General features: G+C 53.9%; 21 protein-coding genes and 5 pseudogenes. 13 read left to right on the forward strand and 13 right to left on the reverse strand.

Translation table 11 applies throughout. The features are described 5' to 3' along the window. The first annotated feature begins 96 nt into the window (after positions 1–96). Complete coding sequence (locus tag DVH23_RS20215) at positions 97–723, forward strand: helix-turn-helix domain-containing protein (RefSeq protein ID WP_114579192.1); 627 nt, start codon at positions 97–99, stop codon at positions 721–723. A 436-nt stretch (positions 724–1,159) separates the two neighbouring features. Continuing rightward, entirely contained in the window at positions 1,160–1,522 is a 363-nt protein-coding gene (locus tag DVH23_RS20220; protein WP_114579193.1) for a hypothetical protein, read from the forward strand. 167 nt (positions 1,523–1,689) lie between these two features. On the opposite strand, the pseudogene DVH23_RS20225 reads toward DVH23_RS20220, so the two are convergent. Further along, positions 1,690–2,162, reverse strand: a pseudogene (locus tag DVH23_RS20225) (MATE family efflux transporter); the annotation flags it as partial. 56 nt (positions 2,163–2,218) lie between these two features. Continuing rightward, complete coding sequence (locus DVH23_RS20230; RefSeq protein WP_114579194.1) at positions 2,219–2,545, reverse strand: hypothetical protein; 327 nt, start codon at positions 2,543–2,545, stop codon at positions 2,219–2,221. A gap of 79 nt (positions 2,546–2,624) precedes the next feature. On the opposite strand from DVH23_RS20230, the pseudogene DVH23_RS20235 reads away from it, so the two are divergent. Continuing rightward, positions 2,625–3,179 (forward strand): annotated as a pseudogene (locus DVH23_RS20235) (transcription initiation factor IIB family protein); the annotation flags it as partial. 206 nt (positions 3,180–3,385) lie between these two features. On the opposite strand, the gene DVH23_RS20240 reads toward DVH23_RS20235, so the two are convergent. Next, positions 3,386–4,384 carry an IS110 family transposase gene (locus tag DVH23_RS20240; RefSeq protein ID WP_114579196.1) on the reverse strand — a complete coding sequence of 333 codons (999 nt, stop codon included), beginning with the start codon at positions 4,382–4,384 and terminating at the stop codon, positions 3,386–3,388. 211 nt (positions 4,385–4,595) lie between these two features. Between DVH23_RS20240 and DVH23_RS20245 the strand changes: the two are divergent. The 4 genes and pseudogenes from DVH23_RS20245 to DVH23_RS20255 form a co-directional block, all read left to right on the forward strand. Continuing rightward, positions 4,596–5,015 (forward strand): annotated as a pseudogene (locus DVH23_RS20245) (transcription initiation factor IIB family protein); the annotation flags it as partial. 57 nt (positions 5,016–5,072) lie between these two features. Continuing rightward, positions 5,073–5,174, forward strand: a complete 102-nt coding sequence (locus tag DVH23_RS25340) for a hypothetical protein (protein ID WP_198668029.1) — start codon at positions 5,073–5,075, stop codon at positions 5,172–5,174. 352 nt (positions 5,175–5,526) lie between these two features. Beyond that, entirely contained in the window at positions 5,527–5,787 is a 261-nt protein-coding gene (locus DVH23_RS23840; RefSeq protein ID WP_157972520.1) for a HalOD1 output domain-containing protein, read from the forward strand. A gap of 122 nt (positions 5,788–5,909) precedes the next feature. Continuing rightward, positions 5,910–6,596 carry a helix-turn-helix domain-containing protein gene (locus DVH23_RS20255; protein WP_114579197.1) on the forward strand — a complete coding sequence of 229 codons (687 nt, stop codon included), beginning with the start codon at positions 5,910–5,912 and terminating at the stop codon, positions 6,594–6,596. Between the two features lie 105 nt (positions 6,597–6,701). Here the strand turns inward: DVH23_RS20255 and DVH23_RS20260 are convergent, their stop codons facing one another. Then, positions 6,702–7,409 (reverse strand): DUF2270 domain-containing protein, encoded by a 708-nt coding sequence (locus tag DVH23_RS20260; protein WP_114579198.1) that lies wholly within the window; start codon positions 7,407–7,409, stop codon positions 6,702–6,704. Positions 7,410–7,534: 125 nt separating this feature from the next. On the opposite strand from DVH23_RS20260, the gene DVH23_RS20265 reads away from it, so the two are divergent. The 4 genes from DVH23_RS20265 to DVH23_RS23845 all read left to right on the forward strand — a co-directional run bounded on the left by DVH23_RS20265 (position 7,535) and on the right by DVH23_RS23845 (position 10,387). Beyond that, entirely contained in the window at positions 7,535–8,593 is a 1,059-nt protein-coding gene (locus tag DVH23_RS20265) for a YhjD/YihY/BrkB family envelope integrity protein (protein ID WP_114579199.1), read from the forward strand. Between the two features lie 70 nt (positions 8,594–8,663). Next, positions 8,664–9,821, forward strand: a complete 1,158-nt coding sequence (locus tag DVH23_RS20270) for a ComEC/Rec2 family competence protein (RefSeq protein ID WP_114579210.1) — start codon at positions 8,664–8,666, stop codon at positions 9,819–9,821. Further along, positions 9,821–10,096, forward strand: a complete 276-nt coding sequence (locus DVH23_RS20275) for a DUF3006 domain-containing protein (protein WP_114579200.1) — start codon at positions 9,821–9,823, stop codon at positions 10,094–10,096. The genes DVH23_RS20270 and DVH23_RS20275 overlap by 1 nt, the downstream gene beginning before the upstream one ends. Before the next feature lie 147 nt (positions 10,097–10,243). After that, on the forward strand, positions 10,244–10,387 hold the full coding sequence (locus DVH23_RS23845; protein WP_157972521.1) for a hypothetical protein: 144 nt from the start codon (positions 10,244–10,246) through the stop codon (positions 10,385–10,387). A gap of 130 nt (positions 10,388–10,517) precedes the next feature. On the opposite strand, the gene DVH23_RS20280 is transcribed toward DVH23_RS23845, so the two are convergent. From DVH23_RS20280 to DVH23_RS24760, 7 genes and pseudogenes are all read right to left on the reverse strand, one after another. Beyond that, positions 10,518–11,573 (reverse strand): phosphatase, encoded by a 1,056-nt coding sequence (locus DVH23_RS20280; RefSeq protein ID WP_114579211.1) that lies wholly within the window; start codon positions 11,571–11,573, stop codon positions 10,518–10,520. Positions 11,574–11,799: 226 nt separating this feature from the next. After that, positions 11,800–12,681 (reverse strand): mechanosensitive ion channel family protein, encoded by an 882-nt coding sequence (locus DVH23_RS20285; protein ID WP_114579201.1) that lies wholly within the window; start codon positions 12,679–12,681, stop codon positions 11,800–11,802. Positions 12,682–12,843: 162 nt separating this feature from the next. Then, positions 12,844–13,374 (reverse strand): Rrf2 family transcriptional regulator, encoded by a 531-nt coding sequence (locus DVH23_RS20290; protein ID WP_114579202.1) that lies wholly within the window; start codon positions 13,372–13,374, stop codon positions 12,844–12,846. A gap of 712 nt (positions 13,375–14,086) precedes the next feature. After that, positions 14,087–14,380, reverse strand: coding sequence for a winged helix-turn-helix transcriptional regulator (locus DVH23_RS20295; RefSeq protein ID WP_114579203.1), 294 nt, complete (start codon positions 14,378–14,380; stop codon positions 14,087–14,089). A gap of 260 nt (positions 14,381–14,640) precedes the next feature. Beyond that, complete coding sequence (locus DVH23_RS20300; RefSeq protein WP_114579204.1) at positions 14,641–15,984, reverse strand: S8 family serine peptidase; 1,344 nt, start codon at positions 15,982–15,984, stop codon at positions 14,641–14,643. A 629-nt stretch (positions 15,985–16,613) separates the two neighbouring features. After that, positions 16,614–17,075 (reverse strand): HTH-type transcriptional regulator Lrp, encoded by a 462-nt coding sequence (lrp, locus tag DVH23_RS20305; protein WP_114579212.1) that lies wholly within the window; start codon positions 17,073–17,075, stop codon positions 16,614–16,616. A 155-nt stretch (positions 17,076–17,230) separates the two neighbouring features. Beyond that, a pseudogene (locus DVH23_RS24760) lies at positions 17,231–17,368 on the reverse strand (TrmB family transcriptional regulator); the annotation flags it as partial. Between the two features lie 783 nt (positions 17,369–18,151). On the opposite strand from DVH23_RS24760, the gene DVH23_RS20320 reads away from it, so the two are divergent. Together DVH23_RS20320 and DVH23_RS20325 are read left to right on the forward strand one after the other, a co-directional pair. Then, on the forward strand, positions 18,152–19,234 hold the full coding sequence (locus DVH23_RS20320; protein ID WP_114579206.1) for a hypothetical protein: 1,083 nt from the start codon (positions 18,152–18,154) through the stop codon (positions 19,232–19,234). A 79-nt stretch (positions 19,235–19,313) separates the two neighbouring features. Continuing rightward, positions 19,314–19,817 (forward strand): HPP family protein, encoded by a 504-nt coding sequence (locus DVH23_RS20325; protein ID WP_114579207.1) that lies wholly within the window; start codon positions 19,314–19,316, stop codon positions 19,815–19,817. A gap of 82 nt (positions 19,818–19,899) precedes the next feature. Here DVH23_RS20325 and DVH23_RS20330 read toward each other — a convergent pair whose 3' ends face one another. Continuing rightward, positions 19,900–20,943: a hypothetical protein gene (locus DVH23_RS20330; protein ID WP_114579208.1), complete on the reverse strand. Its 1,044-nt coding sequence runs from the start codon at positions 20,941–20,943 to the stop codon at positions 19,900–19,902. Positions 20,944–21,350: 407 nt separating this feature from the next. Next, positions 21,351–21,518 (reverse strand): annotated as a pseudogene (locus tag DVH23_RS20335) (IS630 family transposase); the annotation flags it as partial.

Genomic DNA, 21,518 nt, shown 5'->3' on the forward strand with positions numbered 1-21,518 from the left:
TATGCGTGGTGAGACTACGGATTCTCTCGTGAATATATTCACTTTTTCAAAGGAATAGGAATCCTGTTAAACCACTCGCCAGCCAACCCCGGTGATATGGTTCGTGTACGCCTGCAAGTCGAAATCGGTGCAGATGACGACAACTGGCTAGCTGGTGTCTCGACCGACTTTCCGGACGCCGAGTTCACGATCCTGACGAGCCAGCCCGTAGACGATGGCGTGCTCGAACTGATCGAAGTTACGACAGTGGATGGGGACGCCATCGTTCGCCGGTTCGACGACGCGCCGGAGGTACGCTCATACGACGTGCTCCATTCCGACGACGAGCTGGTACTGATTCAGTTGGAATTTCCGATGCCGTCAACGTATGAAGCGAGGCGTTCGAAGGGGATTCTTCCGCGATTCCCGATCAGTATCCAAGATGGGTGGGCATCCGGTGAACAAGTGACCTCACAGGAGCAGTTATCGGAGTTAACGACCGAGTTAGCGGCGGATAACATTCCGTACGAGATACGGTCATTGACTCACTCATACGACTCGAAAGAACTTCTGACTGAGCGCCAACGAGAGGTCATCACGGAAGCGGTTGAACGAGGGTACTACGACAGCCCTCGCGGCTGTACGCTCGTCGAACTTGCAGAAACAATGGGGGTCAATCAATCGGCAGTTAGTGGTGTCCTCCATCGAGCCGAAGGCCGGGTTATCAAGGAATTCATCTCGTAGGCGGCGACAGAGGGAGGACGAATCACCATTGTCTCATCTGATCGTTTCCGGAAAGTCGATAAAACGTTCGTATCAATGAGTCACTGGGGATGGCGTCCACTTGGGTATCTATTTCGACGGCAATAGGTCTACATCGACGTGATTTGCCTGCCACACTTCCGAACGACGACCTCTAGGAGGCTGACGACATTCACCCGAGTTCGTCACCCGACTCAACAGAGATTTGCACACTAATACGAAATTAGACGGACCCCGATCTCGAATTCGAGGCCTTGAGCAAAACGTGTCGCGAGCCGAATTCGGATGTTTGTGCCCCTCTCGAGAACGAAGGCGTTGGTACCAGTTTACGGGATAGCGAGCATACTCAGCAGGGGCCGTCTTGAGTGACGTTGGATGGCTCCGAGATGTTATGGTGAGAGCCGCCGATCATTCGTGCATGAGCGCAATCGATGATCACGACCATCCGATTCCGGATCGAATCGTTGAGAGAATCGCAGATGACCACAACCTTTCAGATGCCGATCTTCACAACGGAATCAAAACAATCGATGAAACCGATGGGATCCGAGCGAAAATCGGCAACCGCTTGGAAAACGAGGACGGCTGGGAGATACTGAAAGACACTCGATTCGCGACATATTACCTGGTGAACGACGACTGGGTGCCACACCTCACCAACGACAATCCGGATTCCCCGTCGGATATGACACAAGCGTTGGAGCAGTGCTACAAGCAGTGCATCATCGCAAAGGTGAGTGGCACCATTGATCTTGACTGTGGCTTTGTCCTGTCGAATTAGGGTTCGTTTGTGAGCGAGTCGTCTCGAGAATTCTACGAATCTCCAGCGCCCTCGACAACGTCGACGGCTTTTTCGCTCGAATCGATGACCACGAGCAGCCAATCAAGACCGACTGATGACCAGAGAATAATGAGAAGAGAGAGGCAGTTCGAGGTCAGAAAACACTGTTAATCGTCGGCGGGGGCCGTCTCGGGCCGGTAGCTCTCGCTGATCGCCTTCCACTTGCCGGTCCGAAACCGAAGGTAGTTGATCGCTGCGGGGACGGTCGTCTCTGCGAGAAAGGCGAAGTAGAGCCCCCAGTAGCCCAGGTCGGTCGTCGCGCCGAGATAGGCAAGGGGGATCGAGCCACCGAACATCCCAATGAACTGGCTGACGAACGGAACTCGCGTGTCACCGCTTGCATCAAGGGGGCCAGCCGCCGCGCCCGCAACACCCTGAAAGATAACCGCGACGCAGGCCGCGTAGACGAGACTGACCGCGATCGGGGACTGGTCGGGTCGTCAGCAAATAAGCCGACGATCTCGGGTACGAGAGCAGCAACGATCAGGGCTGAGACGAGGTATGTCGCGACCGCAAACCGAATGATGTCCCTGCCGTAGGACTCTGCGACCGCTTCTTTGTTGGCGCCGAGATGCTGACCGCCTCCTCGAGGACTCCGAAATTGATGAGAACCTGTACCTGTCCCTCTCTCATCGGTTATCCCACGATCTTCTCTTCTGGGTTGACGACGTCGAAATTATCCGGTGACTCCCCATACCCGATCGTGGCTCGTTCGACCCAGAACTCGGCATGGGGTTGGACTTCGAGTATCGCCTTCCACGCTCCCTTTTGACCATCGTGCGGGACCGCGCTGATACGGCGGCCGGTCTGTTCGTCGTCTCGATCGTCCCACAACGACCACTCCATCAGGATCCGCGGCTCGTCGTCATCCGCAGTGTCAGACGGAGGATCATCCACACCTGTGGTTTGAGCGCCAGCGGCGAGAGCGTGATGCCTGTACCTGCCACAGCAGACGTACGCCATCAAGCTCTGATAATATAATGATAATAGTATCTACTCGAAAGGAGATCTTAAGGTTCTTCAGAATGGTGTCCTTGGTAACATGGAACGACCTGTCCGCCAACGTGAAACGAAGAAAGACTCGACGCAGGCCGAAAAACAGGACGAACAAACCTGTGACGAGTGTGGCTCGACCGCCCTCATCATGAGTGGCGATCAGGGTGAGATCGTCTGCGAAGAGTGTGGATTAGTTGTTGATGAGAAGAATATTGACCATGGACCAGAGTGGCGAGCGTTCAACGCGACCGAACGGAACGAGAAATCCAGGGTTGGGGCACCGACCACCCAGACGATGCACGACAAGGGTTTGACGACGACCATCGACTGGAAGAATAAAGACGCCTATGGACGATCGCTCTCGTCGGACAAACGTCAGCGGATGGGCCGGCTTCGCAAATGGCAAGAACGCATTCGAACCAAAGACGCTGGTGAGCGGAATCTTCAGTTCGCACTTACTGAAACTGATCGAATGGCGAGCGCTCTTGGGGTTCCTCAATCGGTTCGCGAAGTGGCGAGTGTCATCTATCGACGAGCGCTCGCGGAAGATCTCATCCGGGGCCGGTCGATCGAGGGCGTCGCAACGAGCTCACTGTATGCACCTATGGAAATTCTGCTGACTGACCAAACCACGCTTGCCAAGATAATTCTTCGGGCGACGAGGACTTGCTGTCGGGTTTTAGCGTCGAATCGACAGCCGGCGAACCGATGGCTACTGTACCAACCATCAGGCGGAAGACTTCATGTTAGCGAGAGTCGTCACTCACGCCACCACCAGCCGGCCAATGAGCGCCGCCCCGGCGGCGCTCAGGCACTCACCCCTGGTGGATCGTACACCTCCTCACGGTCCAGCATGTGATACATTGAAACCAGCAGCTTCCGGGCGGTTGCGACAATCGCTGTTTTCGAGTTCTTCTTTCGAGCTAACCGGTTGTAAAACCGGCTGAGGTACTCGTCTTCGCACGTATGTACCGCTGAGTACGACGCTTGAACGAGCAGCCATCGGACTCGTCCTGATCCTCGTTTCGAGATGCTTCCCTCAAACCGCGAGTCGCCAGACTCGCGGATTATCGGGTTCAATCCGACGTAACTTACGACCTCTTTGTCACGATCAAACCGATCGATCTCTCCCAACTCCGCGTAAATCGTCAACGCCGTAAAGTAACTCACGCCGGGAATCGTCATCAGGAGCTGGGTCTCCTTCAGAGACCCAGCCCGCTCCTCGATTTCTGCTTCTAATGACTCGATCTGCTCAGTGAGCACCTGAATAAGTTCCAGATACGACTCCAACAACGCATCCCACGGTGACGGGAGCGAGAGTTCCGCCAGGAACTCTCGTCCCTCCACACTCAACGGCTTCACCTCCCGAGTGATGCCGTGGTCACTCAACAGGCCATGGATCTTGTTTGCGTACTCGGTTCGGTTTTCAACAAGCTTCTGACGCCCGCGCACAAGTGCGCGGGCTTGTCGAACCTCGTCGGTTGGAACGTAGCTTTCAGGAATTGAGCCTAACCGAACCATCCGAGCGAGTTGTTTTGCATCAACACGGTCAGTTTTCTTGTCTGAGTCAGAGATCAGTTTTAACTCGCCAGGGTTAGCGACGGTCACATCCAGATACTCTGAAAGCGTATCATGGATGTGGTAGTAGTTGCTGGTTGCTTCTATGGCGGCTTTTGACCCAGCGTACTGCTGGGCGAAGTCGTCGAGGTTCGCGTTTTCGACGCGAACCTCTTCGACGATTTCACCGTTTTCGTCCAATACTGCGATCTGTGAGTACCGTTTGTGTACGTCGATTCCAATGAACATTGGACTCACCTTGGAACGCCGGTGCGTGAAACAGAGATGCACCTATGCGGGCTTTCCCGACTGCCGCTCCCGGCGGCAGTCGGGCTGTACTGCCCAGGACTCGGCTTCCTACGCACTCGGACCAGTCAGCACCACGTGCTCTCGGGCACGGCATACAGCTCGGTCTCTTGCGTCCCATACTTGTTTCACGCTCTCATGGGATAGCAGAATTTCCATCGAGTCAGCATGTCGCCGAGAGGGTATCCCGCGGAGTCTCGAGGAAATCACCGACGTTTCCCGAGTCGAACAAAAAGAGATCGCGAGAACCTATCGGTACATCGCTAACGAACTCTCTCTGGAGATGAGGCCAGTTGATCCGGTGGAGTACGTCCCGCGATTCTGCTCGGAGTTGGAGGCCAGCGAAGACGTCCAGGCGAAAGCCAAGGAGATCATCGAGACCACGGCCGAGAAGGGATTGCTCTCAGGGAAGTCACCAACGGGGTTTGCAGCTGCCGCGATCTATGCAGCGTCGTTACTCTGCAACGAGAAGAAAACGCAGAAAGAAGTTGCAGACGTTGCCCGCGTCACTGAAGTCACGATTCGTAATCGCTACCAGGAACAGATCGAAACAATGGAACTGCTGTCTTCGTGAGGAGACTCTCTGTCATCAATTGTTCCGACGACAAGCCAAAAATCGCTCTGCGAGTTGGTGGATCTTTATAACAAGCTCGAAGACGCGGTTAGAAGCCAGGACATCGTCAAGCAGGTCAACCACCATCCCGGTAGATCCGCAACCAGATGCAGAGCCTGAAACTCCTTCAGTTGATCGAGGATGTTTCAGGACTAAAGCCAGCTACAAGGCGACCGCGACGGCCGACGACGCCCTTCGGAAGGTGAATATGAATTATCGTGATTAGTCGGCGTTGAGCCATTTCTTCGTCGATAATTTCGAAATCAAGATCTGAATCGATTAGAGTACCCTCGATCGGTGCCTCGTAATCACGGAGGGCACTAATGATCTGACGGCGAGTGGGATGTATAATGAGTCAAAGGATCCTCTCGTTCATAGTGAATATCAGAAAACGCAATGAGAAATTACCACCGGAGCGAAGAATTATTCACTCAAGCAAAAGAGATTTGTACGAAGATGTGGTTAATGCGCTATGAGTTCCTCCTGCACCCAGAATCAGGTAGCCAGACAGGAATTTGACTGGTCGGAAACACCACCAAGTGTCGCAGTTGCCTATACGATCGCCGCCATAGACAACACAGTCGTTACGGAGGTCTCCCCACTCTATGAATACGTTGATCCGCAATCACTTGATTCCCTCGTTACAGATACCGGGACGGTCACCATTTCGTTCACAGCATACGGATACTCGGTTCAACTCACTGATTCGACAGTAATCGTGAGAGAGAAGTAACTAATTGGGCTTGTAAATACCGAACGAAGGTGGGGTTATCTCAATACGCAATCTTATCTATTCCGTAGTAAATCACTGGCTTCGAGTTAACTTCTTTTACCAGTAGAAATAACTACACGGGTATGGCGACAATAGTTGAGTTTACCATTCCAGCCGAGGAATTCGCACTCAGCAGGACCCTTTTGGAACTTCCCGAGATGGTGTTCCAGATTGATCGGGTTGTCGCGCATGATACGGACCATCTCATGCCGTTCGTTTGGGCCTCTAATGGTGATTTTGAGGGACTGACAAGCGTTCTAGAGGATGATCCGACGGTAACAGAGGTTGACCACCTTATGTCGCTCGAGGACCAGCGATTCTACCGAATGGAATGGACTGATGAGGCCCAACTCGTCGGAAATATGGTTATCGAACAGGGTGGGACCGTCCAACAGGCGACAGCATTTGACGATCGATGGCACCTTCGCGTGTTCTTTCCAGAGAGGAACCATATTTCAGCAGCCTACGAGCATGCCGAGAACAATGGCCTCCAGTTTGATGTTACTCGTATTTATGACATGAGCAATATACAGCAAGCACGATTTGGTCTCACTGAAGAGCAGTTCGAGGTTCTCAGGATGGCAGTCGAGCATGGCTATTTTGATATTCCTCGACAAATCCCGCAGGAACAGCTCGCCGAGAAGCTCAATATCTCTCATCAAGCAGTGTCTGAACGACTTCGTCGTGCGATCAAGGGACTTGCCGAGAATGCGGTATGCACAGAGGGAGGTGAGACCTCCCCCACTGGTAACGAATGCAAAATCTCATGATGGAACCGATACTGTGGCCACTCCTAGAGTGGTGGGAGGCGGTTAGACGCTACTGGATGGCCATACCCCAGTGACAACTATGAAGAGTTTCAGAAGAGCATTGATCTACTCCCGCTCGTTCGTCTTCCACTCGCCAGCCTCGCCCTCCCGAAACTCGCCCATCGCCTCCCGATCCCGCGGCCAGTAGGCGATAGCGACTGCTCCGGAGTAACACACTGCGAGCATCCCAACGATTATCCATCCAGGGACGGCAGCGATCGATGCCGTCGTAAGCCACTCCTCTGCAGGGACGAACGCCGTGATCCGGAACACCCAGGCGAGGACGAGGACCGTCAGCAAGGGGAGATAGATCCGACGCAGTCGGTTCGAGAGCGCCTCGAACGTCGTCACCTTCAGCGTCGGCCGCTGGTAGTCCTCACTGAGTTTGGCCCGCCAGTTCTCGTGTTCAACCCCTGTTTCGGGGTTGAGCGTGTTCGCGAGCAGGTTCCCCTGTATCAACCGAACTCGAGCACGATAGACGTCGTAGTCGCGATAGCGCCTCGCTTCGATGGAGAGGAACGTCCCGACCGCAAGGACACCGATCAAGATAATGTAGTGAGGGTTGTCTCCACTGGAGAACGCCCACGTCAGGATCGCCGCCATCACAGTGACACTCCAGGTCGTCGTCTGATCAAGTCGTGAGCGCCAGGTCGTCTCCCGATCGAGTTCACCACGGTACGTATCGCCCAACAAGGCGCCAAGCGTCGCCATATCATCGACCGCCCCGCCCACTTCATCAGTCGGTTCGTCCTCTGGAAGGGATGAGCCTGCCATACAGATACTCCGCCGATCAGTGATAAAACCATACGGGGGAATTATTTATATAAAATCTATCATATTGGGCTGATAACGACGTATTCAGCCCACCGATTTATTGTCCAAACCACGAGACCAGCCGTATGGATCGCCAGTCGGCCATCTCGCAAGCGAAGCTAGTCAAGAGCGTGTTCAGCGAGAAAAACGTCACGTTCCTCGCGGGGAGCATCGCCTACAGCGCGTTCGTCTCACTCGTCCCGTTGATCATGTTCGTGCTTCTCGTCGTCTCGTTCGGTGCTCCCGACCTTCAACAAGACGTGATCGAGGTCACGACCGACAGTGTTTCTCCATCGGTTGGTGGCGTCATCGAGGTGATGATCGAACAGCAGTCGGGCGCCGGTGCTGGATCGACTATCACTGCCTCCATTATCGGAGTCCTCACACTCGTTTGGGGTGCTCTCAAAGTGTTTCGGGGCATCGATACCGCGTTCTCGGAGATTTACGAGACGGTTGCTCAAGACTCGTTCACCGGTCAGATCAAAAAGGGGCTGTTGATGCTACTGACACTGACCCTTGGGATCGTTGCGATGGTTGCGGCAACCAGCGTTGTTGCGCTGTTTTCGTTCATCCCGTTCATTGGAGCCGTCGTCCCACTTTTGCTCGTCGTTGGTCTCATTGTGGCGTTCTTCCCGATGTACTATCTGTTTCCGGATATCGACGTCGAGCCACGGGACGTGCTTCCGGGGACGCTCGTCGGAGCCATCGGCTGGGCAGTCTTGCAGGTGCTGTTTCAGGTGTACGTCTCCCTGAGTGGTGATTCGAGTAATCTGATCGCGAGCATCCTCTTGTTAGTCACGTGGTTATATTTCAGCGGCGTTGTCCTCCTCCTGGGCGCGGTCGTGAACGCTGTCGTCATTGACCGGGCAAGCGATATCGTTCGCACTCCCGTTGAGCCGACGCTACTGGATTCAGAGATGAGTCGCGACGAACTCGCAGCGTATCTCCAGCAGCTCCAGACCGATCTTACCGGCCACTCTGGGGAGATCGGACAACCGGACGAAACGATGGTCGGACCCCGAACTACACCTCGAGAGTCGATTTCCGTTGCAGAGGGCGTTCGAGACGGCGAGGAAGAGACAACGCATGAGGTACGACTTAGGTGGCACTCGGAGAGGTCAACTCAACAGTCAGAGGAGACGTGAACGAGCCGTTTCAGACGATCAACCCACCCCTTTCCAAACGCCCATGTGGGAGTCCATCCTATCAGCACCCATGAGGCAGGTCGTCATCGTTGTGTTTGTTGCGGTGTTGTTACTGTTCGCTGGCTGTGCGGATAGCGCCGGCCAGAATGCGACAACCCAGACTGATGAGGGAGACACCAATACTCCTCCTGACTCTAACGAAACAAACGAGACGGAGGAGACAACCACGACTTCCACTCCTGCTGAGTCTGACGACAACGAATCCTCCAATCAGACGCCACCATCAGAGAATGAAACATCCTCTTCAGAGAACGAAACCGCTCCTTCGGACGAAGTCGATGGTGAACTCGAAATTCATCATATCGACGTGGGACAAGCCGATGCAACACTGATCATCGAACCCTCAGGGGAGACGATGCTCATCGATTCCGGTGACTGGCGACAAGGGGGCGAAGACGTCATTGCGTATCTCGAGGAGCAGAACGTAGAGCGAATCGATCATCTCGTCTCGACCCATGCGGACGCCGATCATATCGGCGGCCACGACGCGATCATCGAACACTACGAAACCGAACGAGAGGGGATCGGCGCCGTCTATGATTCGGGTGTAACTGCGACGAGCCAAACGTACGAGCGCTATCTCGATGCCATCGAGGCACACGACGTCGAGTTACTGACTGTCGACGAGGGCGATAGTTTTGCGTTCGGGGACGCGACTGTCGACGTCTTGAATCCACCAGCAGGCGACTCGGGATCGGACAAACAGTACAACAGCATCTCACTCACAATCGAGTTCGGGGAGTTCTCATATCTCACTACTGGTGATGCGGAGGCTGACGCCGAAGAACGGATGACCGACGAGTATGGGGCCGCACTCGAATCAGATGTGTATCAAGCAGGCCACCACGGCTCATCTACGTCCTCAACGCAGCCGTTCATGGATCAGGTCAACCCGGACGTAGCCATCATTTCGAGCGCCTACGACTCCCAGTACGGCCATCCCTCTGAGTCGGTTCTTGAGGAGTACGCTGCCCGAGAGATCGAGACGTATTGGACCGGCGTTCATGGAACGATCGTTCTCACGAGCGATGGAGCAGACTACACGCTCGAGACCGAACACGAGTTTTCGACTGACGCCGAGGATCTCCTCGAGGAGAAACCAGCTGAAGAATCCCAAGAGCAGATCGCACCCCCGATTCATATGGATGCACCACCAGTAACACCCTAATGAGTGAGACATACACCGCCACCCTGGATCGCATCGAAGATGGACAGATAGCAGTGCTGCTACTGGAAGAAGACGGCGAGACTGTCGAGCAATTGGATGTCAATATCGAACGACTTCCAGAGGATGGCCAACAGGAAGGAGCCGTTCTAGAAATTTCAGTAGAAGAGGGTTCCCTTCAGACCGCAGAATATCTGCCTGATGTGACCCAATCGCGGCGAGAATCCGCCCAAGACCGATTCGATCGTCTCTCCTCGGACTTCTCTGATCGAGAATGAGTGCACAATTTTGTGCGGCTACGGCCGTCGAGCAGGTATCTCTCTATCCCTGAAATGAAGTGGGGTGACAATTGGATGGGGCTTGCATGATAAAGCAATAATGATTAAGTTCCTTGTTGTCGTCTCGCGAGAGTGGAGGTTCAATCAATGAGTTCCAATCTACCCGATCCCCAAGAGGTCAACGTCGACGACCTACAGACCCTGATCGAGAACATGCCCGAAGAAAAACGCCAACAGCTGATGTCACAGCTCGATCTGGGCGATATGGGTGGCAGCAACATCGGACTGTAGTCCGACTCAAATCTTCCCAACAGCATTCTTCCGGTCGCTACGAGAGAGGGTGTAGCAGTGCGACTCAAGGACGTCTGAGAAATTGAGAGACCGTGTTTGCTATCGATCTTTCTTCGGTCCTCGCGTTTTGTCAGTCATCAGTAGGTCCAGATGAGTCAAACTCATCGTTCGGCCCAGTGTCCGGTTCGTTGTTGAGCTCCGAGACACTTCCCCGTGCGTTTGCGACCCATCGATCAATGTTCTCGGCGACGTAGTCTTTGCTTCCCCAGCCGACTCCGATCCCAATGCCGAGGGCAAGCGCTACACCCAGTGCACCGAAGAACGCTGTAACTGCTGCGGTGAAGAACGTTGTGAGGACGCCCGTCGCAAACCCGACTGTGTCGAGAGCGATCGTGATGGTAATGTAGTAGACGAATAACTTCACTCCGAGTCCAGCCAGCGACGTCAGGCGGCTCCGATCCGTATTCGCTACGATCTCCTCGAGACGGTCAGCGAGGAAGACACCCACGATCAGGACGAGGATGCCTCCAATCAGTGCCGGAATGAAGGCTGCAAAATCATTCAGTAACTCCGACAACGCAGGAATCTGGACGATGTCCGCCACGGCAAGTGCCGTGAGGAAATAAATGAAGTACTCGACGAGACTCCCGATCGCGTTACCAATCCCACCGGCGGAGCGAGTGATATTTTCGAGGGGAGTTCCCCGTGCGTACGTCGAGAACCCGAACCCATCGACGATCTGTGCGACGAGATCACCAACGGTCCGTCCAATGATAAATCCGATGACAAGGACGATCGCTGCCGAAAAGATGAGCGGTAGAAACGCCCCGATCTCCGAGAACAATTCCGATAACATCGAAATGCCCAGCACGTCCGCCGCCGCGAGTGCAGCGTAGAAATACACGATATACGCGATCAATGTGCCTATTGCGCTCGCGATTCCACCGTCTCGATCCACCGGCGTATTACGTGTATAGCTCGAAAGCCCAATTCCTTCAAGAACTCGAGTGACGATTCCCCCCAGGATGCGCCCGAGTATCCACCCGATCAGCAGGATGAGGAGTGCACCGACAATCGCCGGGATGAATCCGACGATATCCGCCACAGTGTCCTGAAGATAATCCGGGACTTGGATTTGCAACACGGTACGACTTACAAACGCGATTGGTGTTGGCAGTGGTATCATATCTTCTCCGTAACACCCACTTGTTAGGTTAACCTGTCGTGGGTGCAAATGGAACATCCATATCGACGATAGTAAAGACTATGCCAAAAAGTTATTATATACATTCTTCTCTCGTCACTATTCGTTCTGGAATACGCACGACTATATCGACATAAAGAGAGTCTTTGACCGAACGCTTGGAATGACGAACTTTCGACAGCTAACTCACAAACCGAAAATCCCTTCGTCAGTCGTCAGCAGTCGTCTCGATTGTACTGGTGTTTGAGACGGTAATATCTCCAGTGAGTTCGGTGTTGGGATACGGCATGTCGAGGCCCTCTTCGTCGAAACGCTCTTTGACTGCTTCGATAAAGCGAGCGCGAACGGGACCATAACTACTCTCGTCGGTGTCGATCCAGATCCGCCCTTGGAGTACGACCGCCGAGTCGCCCAGTTCGGTCACGGGAGCCGTTGGTACGGGGTCGGTCAGCACCCCATCCATACGCTTCGCTTCGTCGATAATTGCTTTGCGGGCTTGTTTGATATCGTCGTCATAGCCGATGCCGAAGTCGACCGAGATACGGCGTTCATCGTTTGCCTCGTTGTTAATCAATGCCGCATCCGCAAGGTCGCTATTGGGTACTGTAACAAGCTGGTTGTCGAACGTATCGAGTTTCGTTACTCGAAGTTGGACCTCTCGAACCACACCCGAGTTCCCGTCCCACTCAATCCAATCACCAGTTGTGAACGGCTTATCCTGAATAATAAATACGCCAGCGACGAAGTTCTCGATGAGGTCTTGTGCCGCAAAGCCAATCGCGAGTGCGAGGGCACCCGCTAACGTTGCAAACGCGGCCAGAACGACACCGAATCCAGCGACAGTCGCGGCTAATGCGACCGCTACAACAGCGACCACTACCCCGGTCGTACTCACAGCGAGGTCGATAAGCGTTTGATCGAAATCACGGTGTTCGAGTCCGCGTTCAACCGTTTGGGACATGAACGATTTCCCGATCCAATAAATGAGAGCGAACGCGACGACAAATAATACGACCGTCGTGACCGCGCTCACAAGCGGTGAAATATACTGTTCGGGATTGATGGACACTCCCTGCTGAAGCGGTAACATACCTATTTGGTGGGGATGTAAGGCGTTTATTTAAATTCTATGAAGTTTAGAAGTGTGCTTCATCTGTTTGGTCCCCGGGGTGACAATGTTGATAATGAGCACATCAAGACTTCAGCCTCTATAAGCGATCCTATAGGATGAATGAAGGAGGAAAAAGTCGGTTTAGTCAGGGTCTTCAGCCGGTGCAACCATATCGTCGATTTGGAGCACGAGGATGTTGTCCGTCTCGTCGATCCCATCAACGTGACCCTCGATTGTGAGCTTCGAGAGCGGCGTCGGACCAACGGTAACGCCGTCGTCCTCATGAAAATCGGTAATCGAGCCCTGAATATGGACTTCTGCGCGACAGAGATCGGGGTGGTGGACGCTCGAGAGGTCGATCTCCTCGACAATGACGTTTTCGACGTCTTCGTCCTCGTGTTTGAGTGGGACCGACTCGGGGTCGTTCATCTGCTGGATCTCGAGAGCCTCGTAGGCCGTTGCCGTCGGCTTGTAGCCGCCTTTCGGTCCGGGGACGCCCTCGACGAGCTGGAGCGCTTTCAGACTCTGCATCTGGTTGCGGATCGTGCCGGGATTCCGGTTGACCTCCTCGGCGATCTTCTCGCCTTTGATTGTGTCTTCGGATTCTCTGTGAAGGTTCGTCAGCGTGCGCAGGATCTTCTTCTGACTCGATGTAAGCTCGATCGAGGACATATGAGAAACCCCACTATAGATGCTGATAAAATTACCGGGTCTTTTGTCCCTACATGAGGAGAAACGGTACCTCACTCAGATCCAACTCTGCATTCCTCGGAGACAGTTGAAGAAAGTGCACCGTCCGCAGGATCCCATCTCCTAATCAGGACTGCGTTGCCAGCCATGCCACATCTAACCAGACAGGGAAGATTCACCTGCTCTTCGGTCGAACCTGGCATCTGAATCACTCACAATCACCCACCATTGAAACTCCCTCTCTTAGTTAGGTGACATGCTCCCACGACTGAAATCGTGGGCTTCCCACGCCCGCCAACGGGCGGTTCGTTGGTCTCTTCGGCTTTCCGGTCCGACGAACCGGTGGGAGTGCCACGCCCCCGTTACTCCTATCGCGCACGGGACTCGGAGTTACTTGGTTGTTTTGCGTCGGTCTGCGTTCCACGGGCTTACTTGTTTGATGAGGCAAACATCGAGTCAACTGCCAGTTTGTGGACTGTCGAGACGCGACGAGGGACCGTCGCATCGACGGACAAATATACGGGCGTGGGGCACTCAAACCTTCCGGTTTCGGCAGTTGGACAGTGTGCGGCGATTCATCCCACGACTGAAGTCGTGGGTTTTCTCGCCTAATTCGTATAATTCCGCATGTGTGTGACTCACATGCACGACCTGGTTTCCCTTCCAGAATGTTCCCATCAGGTTGTGCGACCTGCTAATGTGATTCCGATCGGGTCGCATCACCACTCCCGGCCCGGTCGGGTTCACACGTATTACGATCGGATTCCGGGATTAGATAGAGATTCTGTCGTGCATCTCGAATGTAGATGTCTTCCTCGACCAGACCTCTGGATTCGAGTCGCTGTAATGCATCGCGAACCGTGCGCTTCGAAAGGCGCGTCTCGTCAGTAAGTTCGTTTTGTGTTAATTCACCTTTATCTTTGAGCGCTATATAAACAAGTTTCGAACTCGGAGGTGAATCCTTTAACTCCTGCGTTAATTCTAGCATTTGGGTCAGTATAGTGTTCCTTTCCCATATCACTGCAAGTCAGTTTCGATCTCTGCGTGACGGAATACATAACGATTGATAGCCCAACCAGTGGTTCACCTGTCCAACTCGATCGAGGACATGTTCGCCCTGCAAGACCAGATCGTGGACTACGAACCCTAATTTCCCCAATACGGTGAGAAAATCTCAGCGTTCACGCCGGACTGAGTGTCAATGATGCCTTCGATCAACAGTCCCAGTAGTCGTTGGTCCTGATTCTATTAGTCCCCACCGGAACCGCCGACACGTTCGACCGTATCGAGAACGTTGATCCGACCAGCACCGAACTCGGGACTGCTCCGGCCCTGGACGAGGTCTGCCCCGTGGGCGATGATGTTCTCGACCTGATTGACTTTCAGACCGGGCTTAAGCTCTCGAACGAGTCCGACAAGGCCGGCGACCTGCGGGGCCGCCATTGACGTACCGGCCTTCCAGCCGTAGCTCGCTCCAGGAATGCTCGAGTAGACGAGGTTCGTCGGGTAGGGCCACTCGACATCGGCGGTGGGATCAACTGTCTTTGCCAGGGTTTCGTAGCCGCCGCCTGGCGCGCCAACCTCAATCGCGTTCGTGCCGTAGTTCGAGTAGAACGCGAGTTCATCGTTCGGCGTGGTCGCAGAGATAGTCATCACACCCTGGACGGTCCCCGGGACGTAGTGCCAGTTGTCACAGACCACATCGACTACTTCGCCATCGTCGTTCGTGATCTCCCGACAGGACTGTCCCTGTTGGAGGTTCGTCTCGTTGTTGCCCGCCGAGACCGTCAGGACTGTTCCACGCCGGGCGACGTCCTGCATGACCTTCTGGACCGCGACGCGAAGGCCGTCACTGTTGGCCTGTGATGGGTACGGTCCTGCGCCGAGACTGAAATTCGTTGCATCGGCGCCGATCTCCGCGGCATAATCTGCGCCGGCGAGGACGTCGGCGAACGAACTGCTGTCAGGGCCGAGCACCCGCACCGAAACGATTTCGGCATCGGGGGCGGTGCCAGTGATCCCGACGTCGCCGGTCGCTGCCGCGGTTCCCGCGACGTGTGTCGCGTGATCTCCGCCGGCCGGCCCCATGTGGGGGGCCTCCTCGCCGCCATTGATGAACGAGCGACTCAGCCCTTCGTTGAAGTTGCCTGCGAGGTCCGGATGAGTACCGTCGACACCGGTATCGGCGATGACGATTCTCGTATCATCGCCAGTCGCGTAGTGGTGAGCCTCGAAGGTGTCGGTGATTTCCTTGTCCCACTGGAGTTCAGTGAACGATGCTTGTTTGGTCGTGTGGTCCTCAGTGACCGGGTTAGCAAGTTCGACTTCGAAGTTCTCAGTGACGCCGCTAACGCCCCCGACGGATTTGAGGTCGCTCTCGGCGTCGGCAGGTCCCGAAACGATCGCTACGGAACCCCCCGCGAGTTCGCGGGTCACCGAAAAACCGGCCTTCTTGAGCTTTCGCCGCGAACCACCGGTGACAACATAGGTGGTTCCCGACTCCGCGCTTCCCGTACCAATGAAACCGATCGTGAGACCGGAGGCTGCGATTCCCTGTAATACTCGTCTCCGTGTGGATGTGTGCTCTGACATAGCTGCACATCTTCTCTGTGGATATGATTAATAAGAATTAGGGATGGTCAGGTTTTAGAGAGTCTAATCTGAACTATCAAGATGTCCGCACAAAGAAGAATCGATATAGCATACACTAGTAGTGGTAAGTAATAAGTGATGGTATTAATCCACAAATGGCTAAAATGTCGGTATCGACAATTGATTCCTCAGAAGGATTCCTAACTCCTTCGAATCGATCAGCGCGTTTGGACGGCCTACAGCACGTATATAGTACGTAGTCACGTAGAATCGATAGATAGTTTTTCTAATATTGAATGGTGGATAATCGAACATAAAGCAATAAAACCCTCGTATCTAAAATCTGAATATGAACGCCGAGTTTGAATCTGGTGATGAGGTCGAGATTGCATACGAATCGACGCGGTCAGGGAACACAGTTTCACGAACGGGAACAGTAGTCCAGGCCCCCGAAGGGGACGGGCAAACTGTACTTTTCGTCAGAACCGACGACACCCAACTCACTGGCGTTACATCCGACTACGTGTTCAGTGTCTCGACCGGAGAGAATGATCCTGACGCCGATGGCGAATCCCGTATCCAACGAACTGTGTCTCTCGGACCTCTCAAGTCCGTGAGAAGCCGATAGCCTAGTCGTCTTCAACAGTCAGTTCGAACTGCTCGTTTTCGGTGATAGCGTTGAGGACAACGCTGGTATTGGACTCGTTGATATCGGAATCGGCGAGCAAGGCCTTGATCTGGTCGTTCATCTCGTCCGTATCTCGAAACCGCCCGATAGCGATTACATCGTAGTCGCCTGTGACCTCGTAAACGTTGGTCATCTGCTCGAAGTCGCGTAGCCGATCAGTAATATCGGGAAGGGCCTCTCCTTCGACTTTGAGCTGGATGACTGCCGTGACGTCGAAGCCGAGCGTGTCATAATTGAGCCGAGGAATGAACCCCTGGATAACACCCTCCTCTTCGAGATCCGAAAGGTGATTTGAGACGGTCGTCACCGAGACGTCCAAGTCCTCGGAAAGACTCCGAAGGCTTGCCCGCCCGTCACCCAACAGGGCGTTCACAAGTTCCGCGTCGAGATTTTCGTACGTCATCGACCACGGGTATAACACCAGCCCACTATAATCTGACGAATGGTCACCCGAAAGAGATCTGGGGTAGGTACTCCCGAACATTGGAGGGTTGTGAGGTGTCCACAACGAAATCGTATACCGGGATCCGACCCTCCGAAACAATCGAACGGATAGGGTCAGTGAGCAGGCCCAATAACCGGGGTGGCCATGTCATCGATTCGAAGAATGAGGATATTGTTCATCTCGTCTTTTCTATCGATCGTTCTCTCATTCTTGAGTTTCGACAGCGGCGTCGGACCCACAGTCACGGCATCGGGGAAATATGCTTCTTCGAGTGTTGAGGCGCGGACAGTTGGCTGTCGTCTTTGATGGTGGTAGTCATCTCACCATGGCTGAGACGCTTCTGTAGGGTACGGACGGTCTCAGATGGGTCTTGAGAAGCGTTCGATGTAGAGGGGGCAACGTCAGTGTCAGTGGCCGCTAGATCGTCGATTTCACGCTCACCAGTTGTGAATGAGGACATCGCCTCATCCTCAGTCTCTCTCTCTCTCCAGGTTAGTTGCTTCGGGTAGCTCATCAGTATTCGAATCGAGGGTAGAAAACGAGTAATACCGAAGATTGCGGGCATCGGGCGTCCTTGAGCTGCGCCACCACACGGCAGTCGAGAGTCGATGGCAGTAGGAGACGAACCCTCTGGCACGCGTCACCCTGATTCCCGCATTATATCCAGATATATATGTGATATGGATACATACATCAGATGATAATTATTTTGGGAGAAGATATACTGAATACACAGCGCATATTGATCATCCAGTGTATCTGTATAATAACACGAATGTGGGGACTAAGGGCAAATAATCAGTCAAATTTCCCGACTTGTTCGCACCTATCGAATCGAAAGCAGTGTTATGACCTGATATCGGAGACAGGGGTTCGTCCGACACGATTCGGTGGCTTTTCATAGCCCCTACCGTACCGTCTGGAAACACGGTAACCGATATCACTGGTGGAAGGACTAATTGTTACCATCGATGAAAACATGATGTCAGTCTTGATATGAGTCGGACTAGACGAGGTAAGCGAGTGAGTTGCTAATGAGTGAATCGACAGCAGATGATGAAAGCGTCACGCGACCGGCTGACACAATGCGCGGGCGCGCTGGCGAGAGCCGGCTTAAAATATGGTTCCTTATCACTGCGAACCGCTGGCTCGTTACACTTGTTTTTTCGGGGATTGCATATGTGACGCTTCTTTCACTAATGATATTTGGACCAAGTTCGATCCGTAGGCTCCTTACGACGAGCGCGGTGACATCCCTGTTCTCGTCGGTTATCATTGCACTCATTACAAGTATTACCCTCGTACTTTCGATCTCCCAGTTCGTGCTCTCAGAGGAAATCGACACTCTCGGTAAGCAGCGAGACCAGATGCGAAATGAAACCGAGTTCCGCCGTGACGTAGAAGAAAAAGCAGGAATTGCGGTAAGTCCTTCAGAACCATCACGCTTTCTGAAGCTCCTCATCGAGTCGGCCGACGAGCACGCACGTGAGCTCAGAGACATCGTCACTGACGGGGATGAGGATCAATTCCAGGAGATCACGAGCTATGTCGACGGACTTTTAGAACACAGTCAAACCGTGAGTGACGATCTGACAAACGCTGATTTCGGTTCGTTTGGGGTACTTTTGCCCGTGCTCAACTACAACTATTCGTGGAAGATATTTGCTGCGCGCAATCTCCGATCGAAGTATTCTGACTCACTCTCTGCGGAGGCTGACCAAGCTTTCGAGGATTTAATCGAGTCGTTGCGATTTTTTGGCCCAGCGCGCGAATATTTCAAAACACTGTATGTGCAATGGGAAATCATCAACATTTCTCGGGCTGTTCTCTACGGTGCAATGCCCGCATTAGCTATTGCCGCCTATATGATGCTTGTATTTGATGCCTCGTTGTTGTTTGGTTCCACGTTGTATGGAGTTGATATCGCCTTCATGGTCGTTAGTGCAATGTACGTGATTACCCTCTCACCATTTGCTGTGGTGCTTGCATACGTTATCCGGGTACTCACGATCATTAAGCGAACCTTGGCGATCGGCCCCTTCGTACTCCGAGAAACGGAACATCTGGAATCAGCACGCTACGACGATTTGGCCGAAATTGAGGGCGAGAAAGAGTGATTCTATGAGACAAGGGGGCTATAACGGGTCTTGACGGCCAATATTATCGTGGGACCACTTCAATTAGAAGGGACTAACCATGGACAAGAGGACCGGGACGACGCTGCATACGACCATCCTTGTAACAGTCGCGGCCTTGGCAGCTTGGCTCTCCGGGCTACCAGCACTGTTTCCGAGCCTCGGCCCCTCGGCATTCGTCCTGGCGATGTTTCCTCGAAGTGAGGCCAGCAACGCCCAACGAGTGATCGGGGGCCACGCCATCGGTGTCGCCGCTGGACTCCTTGCCTATAGGCTATTCGGCGCGAACGGCTCAATGATCGTCGCTGCTGAGCCGGGCTCGATCGCCGGTCTTCGGCTCGCGGGAAGTGGGGTTATGGCGATCGCGCTCACCGTCGGCGGAATGCTTGCGGCCGACCTGCGCCACCCGCCAGCATGTGCGACGACGCTCATTGTTGCCCTTGGCCTACTCTCGGCGCCCTTGGACGGCGTCATGATCCTCACTGCGGTCGTGGTCATGGTCGTCATCCACCAGTTCCTACTATGGGCCGAGCTGATCGACGAGATCGGCCCCGAGACGTCATAGGATATACCTCTGTCAGAGTCGTATACCAGAGACCCGCGAGACGATGCTTGATTGTTCCAGAGCAAACCGACAGTAACATATCTCAGTCGCCAACGTCGCTCGTCTCGATGTCTTCTTGAGGAAGCTGTTGTTGGAGGACGAACGGGCCGAAATCAGCGGCCGTACGACGAGCGATTGTCGCGACCCGAAGGACGTAGAACAGTAAGACGGCGAACGGACTGAACAGGGCCGTTACTGTCGTGGCGACAATGAGAATGTAGATGGCGGAGTGTAACTCCAGTGCCAGCAGGTTGCGATAGGAGAGGATAACGAACGCGCCCCCCAAGAGCGTTGGGAAGCCGACGTACAGCAGGATCTTCGAGAGATCAGCGAGCTCTTGTTGCATGTACACCGTCTTGAAGTATTGGCGGGCAACGTGAATGTCTTGGAGCAGATCTTCTAAGCGATCAAGTTGGCGTCGGGCGGGCTCGGAAAGGCGGTGGCGATAGCCCGAGCGAAACTGACGGACCTCTTGGAGCTGCCAAGAATCGTTATAGTGGAGGATTACCGAGATAACAACGAACGAGCCGAACGTGGCGTCATCAAGGCGCTTGATCGCACGCTTATCACGGGACGCTGTGGTCTCTACATAGTCGACAACATCCCTATGGAGTTCGGGAGAAGCGTCCAAACAAATGTTCCGCAGGCCAAGAGCCGTCCGGCGCTTTGCCTCGATAAGGATTCGCAGGAATTCAGAAGGCTCGACCGGACTTGGCTGGTAACCGGTGTGGTCCCCGACCGTCCGCCGGTACTCCTGGGAGGCTTCGAGACGTTCGTAAAAGGTACCGGTAGTACCGAACTCCTCGGAGAGGATAAGCTGATTGATCGCAAGTACCACGGTAATAAAGGGAAGCATGCCACCGATTAGGGCCCCCGAGAGTGCCGTGACATTATCTGCCTCAGTGGGTGTGATTAGCCCCTCGCGGATCATGAGGAGACAGACAACGAAGATGATACCGAGCAGGAGAAACGAAAGAACGCCCCTGTTACCGTGGAGGTAGAACCACTGTATAAAGGCAGTGAGGTACCCTTTTTCGCCGACAACAGGGTCCGGTTGGGACGCCGGAGCATTGTCAGTCTCGTCCATTGTGAAGGGTTTCGTGGCTCCCCTTGTAGTAGCTTCGCGATATCAGGACCGTCGGCCACCGTCGGCTCCCGAATATCGGCTGACCCCGAGATGATTGATACCGACCCACCTGCAAGTACATGGGCTCCGGGAAGCCAGCCTACTCAAGTTTCCATCGCCGAACAAGGCTTTCTCGCCCGGCTCCTCTCGGAGTCGGTCCATCCAACGCTTGTTAGTGGCGTAGATTGTTGATATCGTTTGCCGAACGGCCGAACAATTGGGGTCTGTTCGCGCGACTGTTCGGCCTAAAATAACTCTCCTCTATATAGAAACACCTCATATCTAGATTATAATTCAGTAACGTCGTAACCCACGAGGAAATGATCAGCCGCATACCTAATGACAGCGGGAATAAGCGACATTGATACTCACGGACATAAATACGTAAAGATATTTGGTGGATTGATGTTGTCGAGTGCAGCGAGCGCGGCATCCTGAAGTTCGTCCAGTGAGTCGAACAGGCGGTTACCGAGTACCTGATTGAGCTTCTTCCAGCAGTCCTCCGCGGGGTTCAGCTCCGGTGAACCCCGCGGCAG

It is taken from the genome of Saliphagus sp. LR7, from assembly GCF_003344565.1.
GTDB lineage: Archaea > Halobacteriota > Halobacteria > Halobacteriales > Natrialbaceae > Saliphagus > Saliphagus infecundisoli.